The 17,620-nt window shown below is 33.9% G+C and carries 14 protein-coding genes; 4 read left to right on the forward strand and 10 right to left on the reverse strand.

Features of this window, described 5'->3' with window-relative positions; translation table 11 throughout:
- Window positions 1-548, forward strand: a 548-nt coding sequence (locus tag GGR32_RS09740; RefSeq protein ID WP_183478016.1) for a pyrroline-5-carboxylate reductase family protein, incomplete at its 5' end; no start/stop codon positions are given.
- Window positions 549-926: 378 nt separating this feature from the next.
- Window positions 927-1,661, forward strand: coding sequence for a hypothetical protein (locus GGR32_RS09745; protein ID WP_183478017.1), 735 nt, complete (start codon window positions 927-929; stop codon window positions 1,659-1,661).
- A 340-nt stretch (window positions 1,662-2,001) separates the two neighbouring features.
- Here GGR32_RS09745 and rodA read toward each other — a convergent pair whose 3' ends face one another.
- The 8 genes from rodA to GGR32_RS09785 all read right to left on the reverse strand — a co-directional run bounded on the left by rodA (window position 2,002) and on the right by GGR32_RS09785 (window position 12,243).
- Window positions 2,002-3,258 carry a rod shape-determining protein RodA gene (rodA, locus tag GGR32_RS09750; protein WP_183478018.1) on the reverse strand — a complete coding sequence of 419 codons (1,257 nt, stop codon included), beginning with the start codon at window positions 3,256-3,258 and terminating at the stop codon, window positions 2,002-2,004.
- The gene (mrdA, locus tag GGR32_RS09755; protein ID WP_183478019.1) at window positions 3,258-5,120 is read right to left on the reverse strand and encodes a penicillin-binding protein 2; all 1,863 of its coding nucleotides are present in this window, start codon (window positions 5,118-5,120) and stop codon (window positions 3,258-3,260) included. The genes rodA and mrdA overlap by 1 nt, the downstream gene beginning before the upstream one ends.
- Window positions 5,117-5,626 carry a rod shape-determining protein MreD gene (locus GGR32_RS09760; protein ID WP_183478020.1) on the reverse strand — a complete coding sequence of 170 codons (510 nt, stop codon included), beginning with the start codon at window positions 5,624-5,626 and terminating at the stop codon, window positions 5,117-5,119. Before GGR32_RS09760 ends, mrdA begins: the two co-directional genes overlap by 4 nt.
- The gene (gene mreC / locus GGR32_RS09765) at window positions 5,619-6,437 is read right to left on the reverse strand and encodes a rod shape-determining protein MreC (protein ID WP_183478021.1); all 819 of its coding nucleotides are present in this window, start codon (window positions 6,435-6,437) and stop codon (window positions 5,619-5,621) included. The genes GGR32_RS09760 and mreC overlap by 8 nt, the downstream gene beginning before the upstream one ends.
- 24 nt (window positions 6,438-6,461) lie before the next feature.
- Entirely contained in the window at window positions 6,462-7,490 is a 1,029-nt protein-coding gene (locus GGR32_RS09770; protein WP_183478022.1) for a rod shape-determining protein, read from the reverse strand.
- 45 nt (window positions 7,491-7,535) lie between these two features.
- Window positions 7,536-9,062: a bifunctional phosphoribosylaminoimidazolecarboxamide formyltransferase/IMP cyclohydrolase gene (purH, locus tag GGR32_RS09775; RefSeq protein WP_183478023.1), complete on the reverse strand. Its 1,527-nt coding sequence runs from the start codon at window positions 9,060-9,062 to the stop codon at window positions 7,536-7,538.
- Window positions 9,063-9,201: 139 nt separating this feature from the next.
- A complete protein-coding gene (locus tag GGR32_RS09780; RefSeq protein ID WP_183478024.1) occupies window positions 9,202-9,819 on the reverse strand; it encodes an L-threonylcarbamoyladenylate synthase in 618 nt (205 codons plus the stop codon).
- Window positions 9,820-9,912: 93 nt separating this feature from the next.
- Window positions 9,913-12,243, reverse strand: a complete 2,331-nt coding sequence (locus tag GGR32_RS09785) for an ATP-dependent helicase (protein WP_183478025.1) — start codon at window positions 12,241-12,243, stop codon at window positions 9,913-9,915.
- Between the two features lie 164 nt (window positions 12,244-12,407).
- Here GGR32_RS09785 and GGR32_RS09790 point away from each other — a divergent pair, with 164 nt between their 5' ends.
- Both GGR32_RS09790 and GGR32_RS09795 read left to right on the forward strand, forming a co-directional pair.
- On the forward strand, window positions 12,408-14,012 hold the full coding sequence (locus tag GGR32_RS09790) for an FMN-binding glutamate synthase family protein (RefSeq protein WP_183478026.1): 1,605 nt from the start codon (window positions 12,408-12,410) through the stop codon (window positions 14,010-14,012).
- A 17-nt stretch (window positions 14,013-14,029) separates the two neighbouring features.
- Window positions 14,030-14,554: a DUF7935 family protein gene (locus GGR32_RS09795; protein WP_183478027.1), complete on the forward strand. Its 525-nt coding sequence runs from the start codon at window positions 14,030-14,032 to the stop codon at window positions 14,552-14,554.
- Here the strand turns inward: GGR32_RS09795 and GGR32_RS09800 are convergent.
- Complete coding sequence (locus tag GGR32_RS09800) at window positions 14,546-15,451, reverse strand: patatin-like phospholipase family protein (protein WP_183478028.1); 906 nt, start codon at window positions 15,449-15,451, stop codon at window positions 14,546-14,548. The genes GGR32_RS09795 and GGR32_RS09800 overlap by 9 nt on opposite strands.
- The gene (locus tag GGR32_RS09805; protein ID WP_183478029.1) at window positions 15,448-17,535 is read right to left on the reverse strand and encodes a M1 family metallopeptidase; all 2,088 of its coding nucleotides are present in this window, start codon (window positions 17,533-17,535) and stop codon (window positions 15,448-15,450) included. The genes GGR32_RS09800 and GGR32_RS09805 overlap by 4 nt, the downstream gene beginning before the upstream one ends.
- Between the last annotated feature and the right edge of the window lie 85 nt (window positions 17,536-17,620).

The following is a 17,620-nucleotide window of genomic DNA, read 5'->3' on the forward strand; positions in this document are numbered from 1 at the left end:
ATTTGATTTTATCAGTAATGGCTGGAGTTTCAATTGATAATATTTCAAAAAAATTACAAGTCAAAAAAATAATTCGGTCAATGCCAAATATTCCGACACAAATAGGACAAGGCATGACCGTTTTTACGGCTTCTCAAGAAGTAGATAGAAAAGATTTATTTATTATTCAAAATCTAATAAATACCACTGGAAAATCATTATTCATTGAAAATGAAGAAATGATTAACTCGTCAACTGCTATTTCAGGAAGTGGGCCAGCTTACGTTTATTATTTTATAAATGCGATAATTGACTCGGCAATAAATTTAGGATTTACAAAATCGGAAGCGGAGTTTTTAGTGCAACAAACGTTTCTGGGTTCTACACAATTACAAAACAGAAGCAATTTATCAAATTTAGAGTGGATTGAAAAAGTAGCGTCAAAAGGAGGAACAACTGAAGCCGCTTTGGGTATATTTCATTCATTTGATATAAAATCCAAAATTAATGAAGGTATTATTCAAGCTAATGCAAGAGCAAAAGAACTTGGTAAATTAATTGATAAATAAAAACGAACGCCCAACCAAGTAGACGGCTCCGCACCTAAATAGGTACAGAGTTCGCCTCTCAACTATTTATATTCACGAAGTCCTATAACAAAAATAACAATGTACTGAGTACACCTCCCTACGTACGGGTCTCGTATACGGCGGTTCAATAATGATACACTACTTTTTGAGCTATTCTCGAACAACGCCCTGACAGTACGACTGTAATTCGCTATATTTGTAGTAAATTATTAATAATTATTGACTTGAGACGCCTACATAGGTGAACTCTCGACAACAAACGGATATAACGAATTACGTCTAATAGCTCTCTTTGCTCTTGAAGTTTTCACTTCAACGCAAATCGTCATATCCGTCAGGGCGTTGGTATTAATTTGAATGAAAAACATTTTAAAATACATTTTCTTAATTTTCATATTTAGCTGCTCCCCTATTGAGCAGAAAGAGAAATTACTTGGAAACTGGTATGCATATAGTAATGACAAGGATATTATAGAATTTCAATTCTATAACGACTCCCTTATTATTTATGATATGATGTTGGGTAGATATTCCCAAGAATGGAAAGTAAATAAAAATAATATTTTCTTAACTCACATAAAGGGATTTACAGATAAAAAGCAATTAACTTACTCTTATACATTAGATAAATCAAACGAATTATTAAACCTTGAAGTTTTAGGAGACACGATAATTCAACTCCCAGAATTGAGGAAAGCGAAAAATACGTTTGACTTTTTTAGAAAGACAATTGATTTGGAAATTGAATTACCTGAATGTAATGATGAACTTAAAAACATAAGCCAACCCAAACGTTTAAATTTTAATATTTATGCTGGATTTAAACATAAAAATTTTATTGTAAAAACTGACTCATCTACTGACTTGAAAAATTTAGAGAAAGAGGTTACCAAATTTAAAAATAACACAAGAAACGAACTAAAAAAGTTTTTAAGATTCAATTTAATCGCTGACAAAAACATCACCCATACTCAATTGGATTCTATAAAAAATCGTCTAGAAGAAACATCTATAAAAATTACTTTTAGAACATATAAAAATAGTCAAATCGATTATAAGGACAATTTAATATGGTTCGGAAAAAAAGAATAAATACGCTTGCTAACCAAGTAAACAACTCCGCACCCAAATAGGTACAGAGTTCGCCTCTCAACTATTTATATTCACGAAGTCCTATAGCAAAAATAACAATGTACTGAGTACACCAGCGTACGTACGGGTCTCGTATACGGCGGTTCAATAATGACTACATTACTTTTTGAGTATTGGTTTACCAATACGGGTTCTCTAAATTCAGCTTCCGAGTAATAAATTTAAGAGGTACTACCTCATCCAAGTGTGTAAATACACAGAAAAGAAAATCGCCTAAAAATTACTTTTCAGACGACCTTTTTTATTTCTCTAAAGTTACATTTTTTATTTTGTTTTTTAATCAAGTTCTTGCTAATAAGCGAGTACTGTCTAGTTTTATAAAAATAAACAATAACAATGTAAAGCCCCATAAACCAGAGCCTCCATAACTAAAAAATGGTAAAGGAATACCTACTGTTGGAAAAATACCCAAAACCATAGCTATATTTACCGAAAAATGGACAAATAAAATTCCTATTACACAATACCCGTATATCCTACTAAACTTTGTACGTTGGCGTTCTGCCACAAAAATTAACCGAATAAGTAAGCCTATAAAAACCAAAATCACAAACGAAGCTCCTATAAAACCCCACTCCTCACCTACGGTGCTAAAAATATAATCGGTATGTTGCTCTGGAACAAAATTTCCTTTAGTTTGCGTTCCTTGAAGCCAGCCTTTTCCAAACCACTCTCCACTACCTATGGCAATTTCACTCTGATTGGTATTATAGCCTATTCCTCTATTATCTACTTCTTTTCCTAATACAATATTAAACCTATCTCTATGATGTTGTTTAAACAAATTATTAAAAATATAGTTTACAGAAAAAGAAAATATTGTTGCTCCAACCACAAAAAGAAGATATCTGCTGTAGCGTTTCCGCCTCTTTTTGCGATTAAAAAACAACACCAACAAAACCAGCAACAAAACGCATAAACTTACATATAAAGCCCCTATAAGAAGCGTACAAACAAAAAGCATTACTAATATTAATATAAGTAGAATATAATTACTAGATAATCCTTCTCTATACATAGGGAATAAAAAAGCTATATAAACCAAAAAACTACCTGGGTCTGGTTGTATAAGTACTAAAAATGCAGGTATAAATATAATAGCAAGCGCCCTAAGTTGATTCTCTATACTTTTCATATCCACCTGAATATCACTTAAATACTTAGACAAAGCCAAGGCGGTTGCTGCTTTAGCAAATTCACTAGGCTGCAACCCAAAACTCCCAAAACTATACCATGCCGTGGCGCCAGAAATGGTTTTTCCAAATATAAAAAGCCCTAATAAAGATGCTATTGAAACTAAATATATTACACTAGAAAAGCGTTCGTAAAATTTTGCTTCTAATGAAAATATAAATACTATTAATATAAAGCTTAACCCAATAAATAAAGCTTGCCTACCGTATATCTGATCTACGTCAAACCAGCCTCCTGTCTCTCCCGAAAAAGAAGCAGAATATATATTCATCCAACCAAAAACTACTAAAATTAGGTACAAGAAAATGCTTAACCAATCTACTGCTGTTATAAACTTTCTCATTATTGATTAATTTTAAATGACTCGCCGCTATAGGGTTTTAAATATTCTTCTTCTAGGCTATGCGACATCACCCATTTTTCTAAATCTTTACGAGTAATGGTATCATTTAAGTACTTTTCTATCATCAAGCTCGCTATTCTTCCCCCATATCGAGATCCCCAGTATCCATTTTCCACGAAAACAGCCAATGCTATTTTAGGGTCATCCTTTGGAGCAAATGCTACAAAGATAGAATGATCTGTAAGTTGTACGCGTTTCCCATCTATACGGGTAAAATTTTCTGCAGTTCCTGTTTTTCCACAAATTTCTACTCCAGGAATTCTTAAAGATCTAGCTGTTCCATAATTATAAACCCCATGCATTCCTTCCACAATAGGTTCAAAATGCTTTGTATCTATGGTAGTATAGCGTTTTTTTGTATACATGGTATCTTTTATAGGGTTTCCTTCTATGCTTTTTAAAACATGTGGTGTATAATACCAACCTCGGTTAGCAATAGCTGCCGTTATATTGGCTAATTGTATAGGTGTAGTTGCTATTTCTCCTTGCCCAATTCCGTTAGATAATGTATAAGAAGCTGCCCAGCGTATATCTGGATACCATCGGTTATAGTAATCTCCGTCAGGAATACGCCCAGGTTGTCCAATTGGTAGATCGTAGCCTAAAAAATCTCCTAAACCAAAACTTTTTAAATGCTTTTGCCAAGCGTCCATTCCTTTAGGAGCTGTGGGGTAATTCTCTATGGTTCTCCAATATGCTTTTGCGAAATAGGTATTACAAGATTGAGCTAATGCTGGTACCAAGCTTACTGGGCTTTTATGGTAATGGCAGCCCATCCGTGAGCGTCTCCCATAGCTAAACCCCATGTGGCAGGCCATGGTTTCTTTTGTGTTTATAACCCCTTCTTGTAATGCGATAAGTGCGGTTAAGGCTTTAAAGGGTGAACCTGGAGGGTACATTGCTTGTAGCCCTCTATCTAGCAAAGGTTTATTTATGGTATCATACCAGAGTTTGGTGAAATTTTTAGAGCGTTTACGTCCTACTAATAAGGCTGGATCGTAGCTTGGAGCAGTTACTAAACTTAAAATCTCTCCTGTTTGTGGCTCTATGGCTACAATTCCTCCATGTTTATTTGTCATTAACATTTGCCCATAGGCTTGTAATTTTTCATCTATGGTAAGGCTAATGTCTTTTCCTTTTACGGGAAGCGTATCATAAATACCATTTTTATAAGGGCCTATTTCTCTGTTAAAACGATCTTTCTGAAGATACTTTACGCCTTTTACGCCTCTTAATAATTTTTCATATTGTTTCTCAACACCTTGCCTACCAGTTAAATCGCCCGAATTATAATAAGGGTTTGCGCTTATTTCTCGTGGATTTACTTCTGCTATATAACCTAAAACATTTGATCCTGTTTTGGTTTTATAATCTCGTAGTGATCGTTTTTGTATATAAAATCCTGAGTATTTACGAAGTTTTTCTTGTAAATAGGCGTACTCATTTTTTGTGAGTTGTGGAATTACTACCGAAGGAAGCCTAGAGGAATAAACACGGGCTTTTTTTAAAGATTTTTTTAATTGAATCTCATCTATACCTAATAGTTTTGCAAACTCTAGTGTATCAAAGGCTGTTACTTCTCTTGGAACAACCATAACGTCGTAAGAGGGCTGGTTGGCAACTAATAGTTTTCCATTCCTGTCAAAAATATATCCTCGCTGCGGATAATCGTACTCTACTTTAACAGCATTGGTTTGTGATAGCTTACTAAAAGAATCATCTAAAATTTGCATGTAAAACAAACGTGCTATAAAAATAATCCCGACAACTACAATTAATAAAATAGGAACTAATTTTCTCATGTACTTGTATTACGCTTAAATAACATACTTCCAATAATAATTAAAAGTATGGTAAAGATACTAGAGAATAACGTTTTCTTAAGGATTAAAAGTATAAATGATAGATCAAAATATTCTAATAAAAATAATATAAAATGATGAATTACCACCATAATAGTTGCGTACACCATACGCTGACGAAAAGGAGTTTGACTATATTTTAAAGTTTGGTGCTCAAAACTTACCCCAAATACCCAGCGTAATAGGTAAGGGCGAAAATAGGCTATTACCAAACAAGCTGCTGCATGTACTCCTCCAGAATCATGAAACATATCTATACTTAATCCTGCTAGAAAGCTTATAAAAAGGACTTTCCATTGGTTTAGATTTAATGGCAATAATAATATAAAAAGCACGTATAGGTATGGATTTATATAGCCTAAAAACCAGATGTTATCTAATAATGTTACTTGTAATAAAACAAGAATTACATAACGGCTTATATTTTCTATCCATAAATTATTCATCTTCTTGTAAAAAATTACTCAATTCTTCTTTGTTGTTATTTTTTATCACATAAACATAGCTTAAACTCGTCATATCATTAAACAAGTGTACATTTATAGTACCATAATTATCATTTTGGTCTAATTTATAATCGCTAATAACTCCTATTGGGATTCCTTTAGGAAAAATAAACGATTTCCCTGATGTAACAATTGTATCGCCAACCTTTACAGGAGCCATTCTAGGTATATCCTGTAATTGAAGTGTATTTGGTGATTTGCCATCCCAAAGTAAACTTCCAAAATGTTCTGTTTTTTTAAGCTGGGCACTTATAGATAAGTTAGTATTTAAAATAGAAATAATACGAGCGTAATTAGTACTGCTTTTTTCAATAATCCCTACAATCCCCTTACTTGTTATTACCCCTAAATCACTATTTACTTTATGTTTATCTCCCTTATTGATAAGAATAAAATTATCTATTTTATTATATTGATTTCTTATCACCTTTGCAGTGATGTAATGATAAGGATAATTTTTATTTACAGAATCGTTAATCATGGTATCCTGCATATATTTAAAACTCGCTACTTGTTCTCGCAACAGTTTATTCTCCTTTAGTAATAAGTTGTTTTCTTTTTCTAAATAGAAATATTTATCAATTGCATTTAGTTTAGTATAAATACCTCCAGAAATAAAATTGGTAGAGTTTATAAACTTGCTTTTATGATATTGGTGAGACTGTATAGTAAAAAATAATGCAATTGTTAATAATAGTAAAAACAACAAAGTATTCTTATAACGGATAAGAAAATTTATTATTTGCTGCATAAAACACTTACTTTATTACTATTCTTATTTTATTAAAATACTTTTAAATTTCTCTATACTTTTTAGTGCAATTCCTGTTCCTCTTACAACAGCACGTAAAGGATCTTCTGCTATGTATACTGGTAAATCTGTTTTCTGAGATAAACGTTTATCTAAACCTCGAAGCATTGAACCTCCTCCAGCTAAATATACTCCAGTATTATATATATCTGCAGCTAATTCTGGTGGGGTTTGCGATAAGGTTTCCATCACAGCATCTTCTATACGTAAGATAGATTTATCTAAAGCCTTTGCTATTTCTCTATAAGAAATATCTACTTGTTTGGGTTTACCTGTAAGTAAATCTCTTCCTTGTACGCTCATTTCTTCTGGTGGCACTTCTAAATCTTCGGTGGCTGCTCCTATTTGGATTTTAATTTTTTCGGCGGTACGTTCTCCTACATAAAGGTTATGCTGCGTACGCATGTAGTATATAATATCATTTGTAAAAACATCTCCTGCTACTTTTACCGAGCGGTCACAAACAATACCTCCTAGGGCTAAAACGGCAATCTCGGTAGTTCCTCCACCTATATCCACCACCATATTTCCTTTAGGTTGCATAATATCTACTCCAATCCCTATGGCTGCAGCCATAGGTTCATGGATTAGATAGACTTCTTTCCCGTTTACACGTTCTGCACTTTCTTTTACTGCACGCATTTCTACTTCTGTAATTCCTGATGGAATACAGATTACCATACGTAATGCTGGTGCAAACAGTTTCTTTTTTAATGCAGGAATTTCTTTTATAAAACGCGTAAGCATTTGTTCACTAGCATCAAAATCTGCTATTACTCCATCTTTTAACGGACGGATAGTTTTTATATTTTCATGGGTTTTTCCTTGCATCATAGCAGCTTCTTTTCCTGCTGCTATAATTTTTCCTGTCATCCGATCACGTGCTACAATAGAAGGACTATCTACCACTACTTTAGCATTATGGATAATTAAAGTATTGGCGGTTCCTAAATCTATTGCTATCTCTTCTGTCAAAAAATCAAAAAATCCCATAGTTAATTTATATTGTATTTGGGTTTAATCTGTAAATGTATAAAATTAATGTTTAAAATGACGAGTTCCTGTCATAACCATTGCCATTTTATTTTCATCGCAATAAGTTATGCTTAACTCATCTTTTATAGAACCTCCAGGTTGAATTACAGCGGTTATCCCTGCGTTATCTGCTATTTCTACACAATCTGGGAAAGGGAAAAAGGCATCGCTAGCCATAACCGCTCCTGTTAAATCAAACTTAAAAGCTTTTGCTTTCTCTATTGCTTGGCGTAAGGCATCTACACGAGAGGTTTGTCCTGTTCCACTTGCACAAAGTTGCTTGTTTTTGGCAAGTACTATGGTGTTTGATTTGGTGTGTTTAGATAGTTTTGAAGCAAATAGCATATCGGCTATTTGTGCTTCTGTTGGCGTTACTTTTGTTACTGTTTTTAAATCCTTAGCAGCGTCTGTTTTTAAATCTTTATCTTGTACCAAAACACCATTTAAACAGGTTCTTACTGTTTTTGTAGGCAGGGCTACTTCTTTTTGTGTTAACAAAATTCTGTTTTTCTTTCCTTTAAGTATTTCTATCGCTTCTGCACTGTATGAAGGTGCGATTACCACTTCACAGAAAAGTTTATGAATCTCCGTAGCTGTAGCTGCATCTATTTCTGTGTTACTAATTAAGATTCCGCCAAAAGCCGAAACGGGGTCGCCTGCCAATGCATCTGTATAAGCTTCTAAAACGGTATCTCTTTGTGCTAATCCGCACGCGTTATTATGTTTTAAAATAGCAAATGTTGGGGCTTCATTTTTAAACTCTTCCATTAGGTTTACCGCTGCATCTACATCTAATAAATTGTTATATGATAATTCTTTACCATGTAATTTATCAAACATTATATCAAAATCTCCAAAAAAGAAACCTTCTTGATGTGGGTTTTCGCCATAACGCAATTGTTTACCTTGTGTTTGGCTTTCTTTATAAACTACTTCTTCTTCGTTAAAGTAGTTAAAAATCGCCGTATCGTAATGCGAAGAAATATTAAAGGCTTTTGCTGCAAAACGCTTTCGGTTTTTTAGGCTAATTTCTCCGTTGTTTTCCTGTAGCAATGTTAAAAGCTCGGTATAATCTTGCATAGAAGATACACAAAGTACATCTTTAAAATTTTTAGCAGCTGCACGGATTAAAGAAATCCCTCCGATATCTATTTTCTCTATAATATCTTGCTCTGAAGCACCTGAGGCTACTGTTTTCTCGAACGGATATAAATCTACAATCACCAAGTCTAATTGAGGAATCTCAAAACTTTTCATTTCTTCCACATCGCTTTCATTATCTTGGCGGTTTAAAATACCTCCAAACACTTTTGGATGTAATGTTTTTACGCGTCCTCCTAAAATTGAAGGATAAGAAGTTACCTCCTCTACTGGTACTACAGGGATGCCTTTTTCTTTGATAAATTGTTCTGTTCCTCCTGTAGAATATATGGTTACACCTTGTTTATGTAGCTCTTCTACAATAGGCGATAAACCATCTTTATGAAATACTGAAATTAATGCGGATTGAATTTTTTTGGTGTTGCTCATAGTGTTGTGTTGTTTTCAGGCTGCAAAAGTACTATTTTTAACGCTAAAAACTACCTTCTAATTGTTTTAAAATTGTAGGTTTTTTAATAAAAAACGACTGCAAAATATGCAGCCGTTTTTGTATTGTTATTTTTATAGGTTAAAAAATATCTAAACTCCCTTTTCCTTCTCGAACCACTTCTGGTTCTGACTGGGTTAAATCTATTACGGTAGAAGCTATGTTGTCGCCATAACCTCCATCGATAACTACAGCTACATGTTTATCCCATTTTTCTGCTATTAATTCAGGATCTGTGGTATATTCCAAAACTTCATCTTCGTCTCTAATTGAGGTTGATATAATTGGGTTTCCTAAGGCTTCTACTATTGCTAGTGCGATATTGTTTTTTGGAACTCTAATTCCTACAGTTTTTTTCTTTTTAAACACACTTGGTAAATTATTGCTTCCGTTTAATATAAACGTATATGGACCAGGTAAACTGCGTTTAAGCAGCTTAAATGTACTGCTATCTAAAGTAGCGTAATCTGCAATATTACTCAAATCTTTACAAATAAAAGAGAGGTTGGCTTTGGCTAATTTTATTCCTTTTAATTGGGCTATTTTTTCTAGGGCTTTGGTATTGGTTATATCACAACCTAAACCATAAACGGTATCGGTAGGGTAAATAATTAAACCTCCGTTTTTTAATACATCTACTACTTTTTGTATTTCTTTAGCTGAAGGATTTTCTTCATAGATTTTTATAAGCTCTGCCATATTAATAGTGTTTGTTTTTATTAAAAGCCTTAAGATAGTTATTTTTACTTTAGTTTTTACAAACTTGTTATTTTTTTAATTAAAAAAATAACTTTACAACATATCTAACTTAGCAAATTTCAGTAATAATTTTTTTATTCCTCCGCTGTCAAAGTCTATTTCTGCTTTTTTATCTTGTCCTATTCCTTCTACTCCCACAATAGTTCCGTTTCCGAATCTTGCATGGCTTACCCGTTGCCCTTTTTCTAATGCTGGTATTTTTGTAGCACTAGACGATTGTTGTGTTTCTGTATTACTTACAGGTCTTAATCTTCTTAGTTTTTTAAGCTGACTATCTGTTGGGCGATGTGAAGGTGGTGGTGTTCCTTTTTGTGGTTTTGTTTGCCTTAATTTGCTTTTATCTACTTCGCCAAATATATCTCTACCTATAGGTGATTTATAGGTGTAATTATCTTTTTGAGCAAATAGGTACTCTTTAAATTTATCGTCTATTTCTTCTATAAATCTACTAGGTTCGGCATCTATAAGTTTCCCCCAACGGTAACGAGAATGTGTATAAGTAAGAAATGCTTGTTTTTCTGCTCGTGTAAGTGCTACATAAAACAAACGCCGTTCTTCTTCTAACTCTGCCCTGGTATTCATACTCATGGCAGAAGGAAACAAATCTTCTTCCATCCCTACAATATATACGTAAGGAAACTCTAAACCTTTGGCCAAATGTATGGTCATTAAAGCCACTCTATCCTCATCTTCTTGTGCTTTATCCATATCGGTTGCTAAAGCTACATCCTCCAAAAACTCGGTAAGTGATCCTGTAGCATCAGCTATTTCCTTTTGCCCTTCTACAAAATCCTTTATACCATTTAGCAATTCCTCGATGTTTTCTACTCTTGCAATTCCTTCTGGTGTACCATCTTTTTTCATTTCTAACAAAAGCCCCGTTTGTCTAGCTACTTGTTCTGTAATTTCGAAGGCATTTTTTGTTTTTGTTAAAACCTCGAAATGCTTTATCATGTTAGCAAAATTAGTAAGCTTTGTACGAGTTCCTGCATTTATTTTTAGGTCTATTCTTGTTATGTTTTCTATGATTTCAAAAATAGACTTCTGGTAATGATTAGCAGCTAAGGCTAATTTATCCATTGTAGTGGCTCCTATTCCGCGTGCTGGAAAATTTATGATACGTTTTAATGCTTCTTCATCATTAGGGTTTACCACTAAGCGTAAATAAGCAAGAATATCTTTAATTTCTTTACGTTGGTAGAAAGATAATCCGCCATAAATTCTATACGGGATATCGCGTTTACGCAATGCATCTTCTATTGCTCTACTTTGCGCGTTGGTTCTGTATAAAATAGCAAAATCTCCATTGTTTAATTGATTTTCCATTTTATTATCGAAAATAGACCGCGCTACAAATCTTCCTTCTTCCGCATCGGTAACTAAACGGTTTATTTTAATCCTCGCTCCTTCTTCGTTAGCTGTCCAAACTACTTTTTCTAGTTTAGTTTTATTTTTATCAATCACCGAGTTGGCAGCTTCTACTATATTTTTTGTAGACCTGTAATTTTGTTCTAATCGATATACCTGCACATCATCATAATCGCGTTGAAAATTTAAAATATTATTGATGTTTGCCCCTCGAAATGCATAAATACTTTGTGCATCATCTCCTACAACACAAATGTTTTGAAATTTATCGCTTAAAGCTTTTACAATAAGGTATTGCGAGTGGTTTGTATCTTGGTACTCATCTACCAAAATGTAGCGAAACCTGTTTTGGTACTTTGCTAAAACTTCTGGAAACCGAGTAAGCAGCTCGTTGGTTCTTAATAATAAATCATCAAAATCCATGGCACCTGCTTTAAAACACCTATCTACATAGGCTTTATATATTTCTCCTAACCGCGGACGTTTTGCCATGGCATCTGCTTCTTGTAATTCTGGATTATTAAAATAGGCTTTTACCGTTATCAGGCTATTTTTATAAGATGATATTCTAGAATAAACTTGCTTATACTTATAGACGTCTTTATCTAATTGCATTTCTTTTATAATAGCCGAAACAAGCCGTTGAGAATCCTGCGTATCGTATATGGTAAAGTTAGACGGGTAACCCAATTTATCGGCTTCAAAACGAAGTATTTTAGCAAACACAGAGTGAAAAGTTCCCATCCAAAGGTTTTTTGCCTCACTATTTCCTACAATCTGGGCTATACGAGCCTTCATTTCTCTAGCAGCTTTATTGGTAAAGGTTAAGGATAGAATATTAAAAGCATCTACACCTTTACTCATCAAATAAGCTATCCTATAGGTAAGCACTCTTGTTTTTCCAGAGCCAGCACCTGCTATAACCATCATAGCGCCATCCTTTTGCAATACAGGAGCACGCTGCGCTTCATTCAATTCATCGATATAATTTTCCAAAACAATTCTTTTTTAGGGACGGAATTTATTAATTTTACTTTAGCTAACTTTGATAATGGTAAGCAATTTATAAACAATTATCAAATTATAAACAATTATCAAAAGTATTGTTTGTATCGAAATAAATTTAATACTTTAGCCCGTTAAAAAAACTCCTAAATTTTATGGATAAAATCGTTGATTTTCTTGGTGACATTACTTGGTGGCAGTGGATTTTGTTTATAATCCTGCTTATCATCGTAAGAGATGTTTTCTTTAACAAAAAACACATTATTACACACAACTTCCCCTTTGTTGGGCACTTTAGGTATATCCTAGAAAGTATAGGCCCTGAATTAAGGCAATACATTGTAGCAAATAACCGCGAGGAGCTTCCGTTTAACAGGGTTGAACGCAGCTGGGTATACGCTTCGGCAAAAAATCAAAACAACTACGAAGGCTTTGGTACCGATCAAAATATATACGAAACCAACTATATCTTTATAAAAAATGCCATCTCTCCTTATCGGATGAAGGCAGATAACCCTAATATTTCTGACCCCTACTTTCTTCCTTGTGCAAAAGTAATGGGCTTACACCATAAACGCAGAAAACCTTTTAGGCCAGCATCGGTAATAAACATTTCTGCAATGAGTTTTGGTAGTTTATCAGCAAGAGCCGTAGAATCGCTAAACAGCGGAGCTGCCAAATGTTACGCATACCACAATACTGGCGAAGGTGGTTTATCTCCGTACCATAAACAAGGCGGCGATATTGTATACCAAATAGGAACAGGGTATTTTGGTGTTCGTGATGAAGAAGGAAACTTCTCGATAGATGCTTTAGTAAAATTGGTAGAAGAAAACCCTTGTATAAAAGCTATCGAAATAAAACTTTCTCAAGGAGCAAAACCTGGAAAAGGAGGTGTATTACCCGCCTCTAAAATCACACCAGAAATTTCTAAAATCCGTAGAGTTCCGCTAGGGAAAGATGTTATTTCACCACCTTATCATCGTGCTTTTAGCACCAACCAAGAAATGATAGATTTTGTAGAAAAAATTGCCAATGCAACAGGCCTTCCTGTTGGTATTAAAGCTGCTATCGGAAAACTTGATGATTGGAGAATTATTGCTCGTTTGATGAAAGAACAAGGAAAAGGTCCCGATTTTATTAGTATTGACGGCGGTGAAGGCGGTACAGGAGCCGCGCCTCCAAGTTTTGCAGACCACGTTGCTATGCCTTGGATGTATGGCTTTAGAAATATTTATAAAATATTTAAAGACGTAAACCTTAGCGACCAAATTGTTTTTGTAGGAAGTGGTAAATTAGGTTTCCCAAGTAAAGCTGCTATGGCTTTTGCCATGGGCGCAGATATACTTAACGTAGCCAGGGAAGCTATGATGAGTATTGGCTGTATCCAAGCTCAATCTTGTCACAATAATACTTGCCCAACAGGCATTGCTACACAAAATAAATGGTTGCAATCTGGGATTAACGTAGCCAATAAAGCAGAAAGATTAAGTTACTATTTTAAAAACTTCTGCAAAGAGTTTATAGAAATCACACACGCCTGTGGTTACGAGCATCCTTGCCAATTTACTATGGATGATGTAGACATGAACCTCAGCGACCAAGATTTTACAAAATCTTTGGCAGATTCGTTTGAATACCACAAAACAAAAGTTCCTTTTGAGAGCATGAAAGCCCTTATGGAATGCCCTTTCCTTGGAGGTAATTACCGTGAGTTAAATGGACAAACTACAATAGATAAACAAAAAATTCGTTACTAACTAAAAAACTTTCTACAATGTTTAATGATGTTAATTTTGTTCAAGTCTTCTTTAGTGTTTTACCAGCTTTAGTCGTTGCATTTATCTGTTATTATTTCTTTAGTAATTTTATAGCTAATGAAAATCAAAAAAGAGATTTTATGCTTAGGCGAGAAAACAGTAAAACCTTAACGCCGCTTAGGTTACAAGCAATGGAACGAATGACACTTTTTTTAGAACGCATTGATCCTGGAAGTTTATTAGTAAGAATAAAACCGTATAACGACAGTAAACATGATTATGAAAATTTACTAATTCAGAATATCGAAACTGAATTTGAACATAATCTTGCTCAACAAATTTATATTAGTGATGCATGTTGGCACGCCATCAAGGCTACAAAAAGTGCCACTATTTCTTTAATTAGACAGGCTAATATGTCGGACAAAGTAGATTCTCCCGATAAACTTCGGGAGGTTGTACTTACCGAACTTATTGATAAAAATGCTCCTAGCACGACCGGGATTGCGTTTATAAAAAAAGAAGCCCGAGAATTATTTTAATTTATTTTTTTGTAAGGTTAAATATTTCTCTTCTGCATAAGCATAACCTTGCTCCCACCAAAGACTCATTAATTTTTTATTGAAAATCAATGAATTTTCGGTAAGTTTACTAGGTGTGTAATACAGGTTAAGCACTACGTTTTTATTAATCGCTGCAAGTTTTCCTTCTATAATATTGCTTCGTTCTACTTGATCTACCATATAACCAAATAAGCTTAACATTAAAGAAAATGGATTTTTACCTAAAACTTTATTTCGTTCCATGTTTTCCGACTCTAAAATAATTACATCAACCTCGGTTGCTCCTCTTTTTATGGCCTCTCGTATTGGAACAACGCTTCCAAATCCGCCATCAGCATATTCATAGCCATTTTTAGTAACAAGACTCATAAAAGGAAGGTAATTACAAGATATCCAAATCCAATCACAAAATTCTTCATACGAAAAATCTTGTATCGATTTATATTCTACACTACTTTTAGATAAGTTAGCTACCGTTACAATAACATCTTTCCTCGTAGCTTTTATACTTTCAAACTCTTCTGGTGTGAAACTATTTCTTATAAGTTTACGCAGGTTTTTACTTTCTCCAAAAGTTCTCTTTTTCTTTATAAACTGTAATATTGTATTTTTAAAATTAATGGCTACATATTCTCTATTGCCTTTTTTTTTCACCACAAAAGGACTTAGACTAAAAATTTTCCGCTGGTTTACATTGGTATAAATTTCATGCAATTTATCTAGCTTACCTAATGCTAAATGTGGCAACAGTAAACTCCCTGTAGAAGTTCCTACAAAAATATCGTAGTTTTTTTTCTGCTTACCTATAAGGAATTGGGCTACGCCCCCTGCGTAAGCACCTTTACTTCCGCCGCCAGATATAACTAGTGCTTTCATGGTGATAATAATTTAAAAAATAGTTCTTGTTGGCTTGTGTTTAATGTTTTTATATGTAAATCTAAAGCTTCTTTATGAACTTCAGATTGGTATATTTTTTTTAGTAATTCTCTACAAAAGTTTCGGTAGCGCCATACATCATGCTGGGCATCTCGTAGTAAATCTGTATAATTTCCTGAAGTAAATGCATCTATTTGATATAGGTATCCAAAAGCATTTTCTCTTACATAAATAGGGTTTGTTGCCGCTGTATAAGCCGATAAAGTTTCGTATAAATCTTTTTTAGAAACTCCTGTGTATTCTGGGGTTACTAAACTTAATGTAAGCCATAGTAGTTCTATATTTCTGTTAGAAAACCCTGTAACGCCTTCTAGTTTCTTTAAATAGGTTGTTCTCTTTTCTGGAAAATTCATCCATAAATTAAACAGGGCATTTTCTTGGGTAAGGTAAGACGCATCGGTTAATAAACTTTCATACGCTTGCTGCAATCCAAAGGGAATCTTTTTTAAGCCTATGGCGATATCTTGCCTTAGAAAAATATTATTGGTTTTTAGGGCTTGTTTTAAAAGTTTATTTCGAAGTTCGGAAGCTGGACTTTGCAATATTTGACGTACTATTTCCTGTCCTATATAATTATTTACCAACGGATGTAATATACTCAAAAACTCTTCTGCTTTCTGGTCTAACGGAAATGTTGCTTTAGCAGCAATTTGCAACCAGTCGTTTATAAAATTAGATTTTTTCAATACAGCCAATGCTTCTGAAGCTTTAAATGCTGATTGCTCCAACCAGTTTTCTCGATAATCAGCTAACGAGTTTCCTGTTAACTTTTCTACTTCTGCTAAAAAATCTGCGGTAGTTACATTTTTATATCGATGCTTTTGCAAGTAATTTTTTACTGCTTTTTTAAAAATACTATCTCCTACCTTATTGTGTAAAATATGTAATGCCCAAGCCCCTTTTTGATAAAAAGTAAGCGAACTTGCTTTAGGATTTAATACCGCTTCTCCTCTCCCCTTATCGCTCAACTGCTTAAGCTGCTCTGCTGTGGTAAACAATTTGTAATGAAAATAATCTTCCCCAAAAATTTCTTTCTCTGCCAAAAGCGCGTAATAAGTAGCAAAACCTTCGTGTAGCCAATGGTGTTTTGCTGAAGTTTCTGTTACTAAATTCCCAAACCATTGGTGCGCCAACTCATGAGCGTTAACAGTTACATAATTCTGGTCGATAAACCCAATGCTATCGGTTATAAACTGGTTTGAGAAAATAGTTGCCGAAGTATTCTCCATCCCAGCATATAGAAAATCCCGAACGGGTATTTGTTTATAATTTTGCCAAGGATAGGGCACGCCTATTTCTTTTTCAAAAAAATCAAAAATTTCTTTTGTGTATCTATACGTAGGTTCTACCTTTAAGGAATCTTGGGGTTCGTAATACAATTTTAATGCTACCCCAGAATTGGCATACCTAATGGTTTCTTTATATTTACCTATGGCAACTGCTACTAAGTAACTGCTCATAGGTTTTTTCATGCTATAAAACCAAGTTTTATTTTTATTTGCTTTTTTAACAGCCTCTAAATTACCATTTGCTATAACTTCATATTTTTCAGGTACGGTATAAGCGATATCAAATATAATTTTATCATTCATATCATCTATACTCGGCAACCAGTGTGACGTATATTTCCCTTGCCCTTGTGTCCAAATTTGTTCGCTAGCCTTGTTATCCCAACCCAAAAAATACAATGTTTGCTTAGGAAAAGCTTCATAATTAAACTGTACAACATATTTTTTATGAGGAAGAAAATCTTGTTGTAAAACAATATGAGTGTTTGTGGTTGTTATGCTAGGCGCATCTATGGTATTTTTATCGATGCTAACTTTCATGTTTTTAGCATCTATACGCACTTCTGTAAGGCTATCTTTTACGCTAAATTCCGCTATTACATTTCCTTTTACTTTCTTTTCTAAAGGAAAAAAATGAACTTTTGCACTTATTTTTGTAAAATCGACAGTTTGTTGGGCTGCAAGAGTAAAGGCGTTAAATAGCACCAGGCTTAAAAAGAGGAGAAACTTCAACATAAATTATTTTGAAATCTCAATATTACTAATTTTCCTACTAAAAGTATAACTTATATCTATACAAATCTAACGCTAGTTTTTTAAA

This window comes from Mesonia hippocampi, assembly GCF_014197445.1.
GTDB classification, from domain to species: Bacteria; Bacteroidota; Bacteroidia; order Flavobacteriales; family Flavobacteriaceae; genus Mesonia; species Mesonia hippocampi.

Bases quoted from the DNA above. Each gene is read 5' to 3' on its own strand.
- GGR32_RS09745 (WP_183478017.1), top strand. From the start codon at position 927: ATGAAAAACATTTTAAAATACATTTTCTTAATTTTCATATTTAGCTGC.
- rodA (WP_183478018.1), bottom strand. From the start codon at position 3,258: ATGAGAAAGTTTATAACAGCAGTAGATTGGTTAAGCATTTTCTTGTAC.
- mrdA (WP_183478019.1), bottom strand. From the start codon at position 5,120: ATGAGAAAATTAGTTCCTATTTTATTAATTGTAGTTGTCGGGATTATT.
- GGR32_RS09760 (WP_183478020.1), bottom strand. From the start codon at position 5,626: ATGAATAATTTATGGATAGAAAATATAAGCCGTTATGTAATTCTTGTT.
- mreC (WP_183478021.1), bottom strand. From the start codon at position 6,437: ATGCAGCAAATAATAAATTTTCTTATCCGTTATAAGAATACTTTGTTG.
- GGR32_RS09770 (WP_183478022.1), bottom strand. From the start codon at position 7,490: ATGGGATTTTTTGATTTTTTGACAGAAGAGATAGCAATAGATTTAGGA.
- purH (WP_183478023.1), bottom strand. From the start codon at position 9,062: ATGAGCAACACCAAAAAAATTCAATCCGCATTAATTTCAGTATTTCAT.
- GGR32_RS09780 (WP_183478024.1), bottom strand. From the start codon at position 9,819: ATGGCAGAGCTTATAAAAATCTATGAAGAAAATCCTTCAGCTAAAGAA.
- GGR32_RS09790 (WP_183478026.1), top strand. From the start codon at position 12,408: ATGGATAAAATCGTTGATTTTCTTGGTGACATTACTTGGTGGCAGTGG.
- GGR32_RS09795 (WP_183478027.1), top strand. From the start codon at position 14,030: ATGTTTAATGATGTTAATTTTGTTCAAGTCTTCTTTAGTGTTTTACCA.
- GGR32_RS09800 (WP_183478028.1), bottom strand. From the start codon at position 15,451: ATGAAAGCACTAGTTATATCTGGCGGCGGAAGTAAAGGTGCTTACGCA.
- GGR32_RS09805 (WP_183478029.1), bottom strand. From the start codon at position 17,535: ATGTTGAAGTTTCTCCTCTTTTTAAGCCTGGTGCTATTTAACGCCTTT.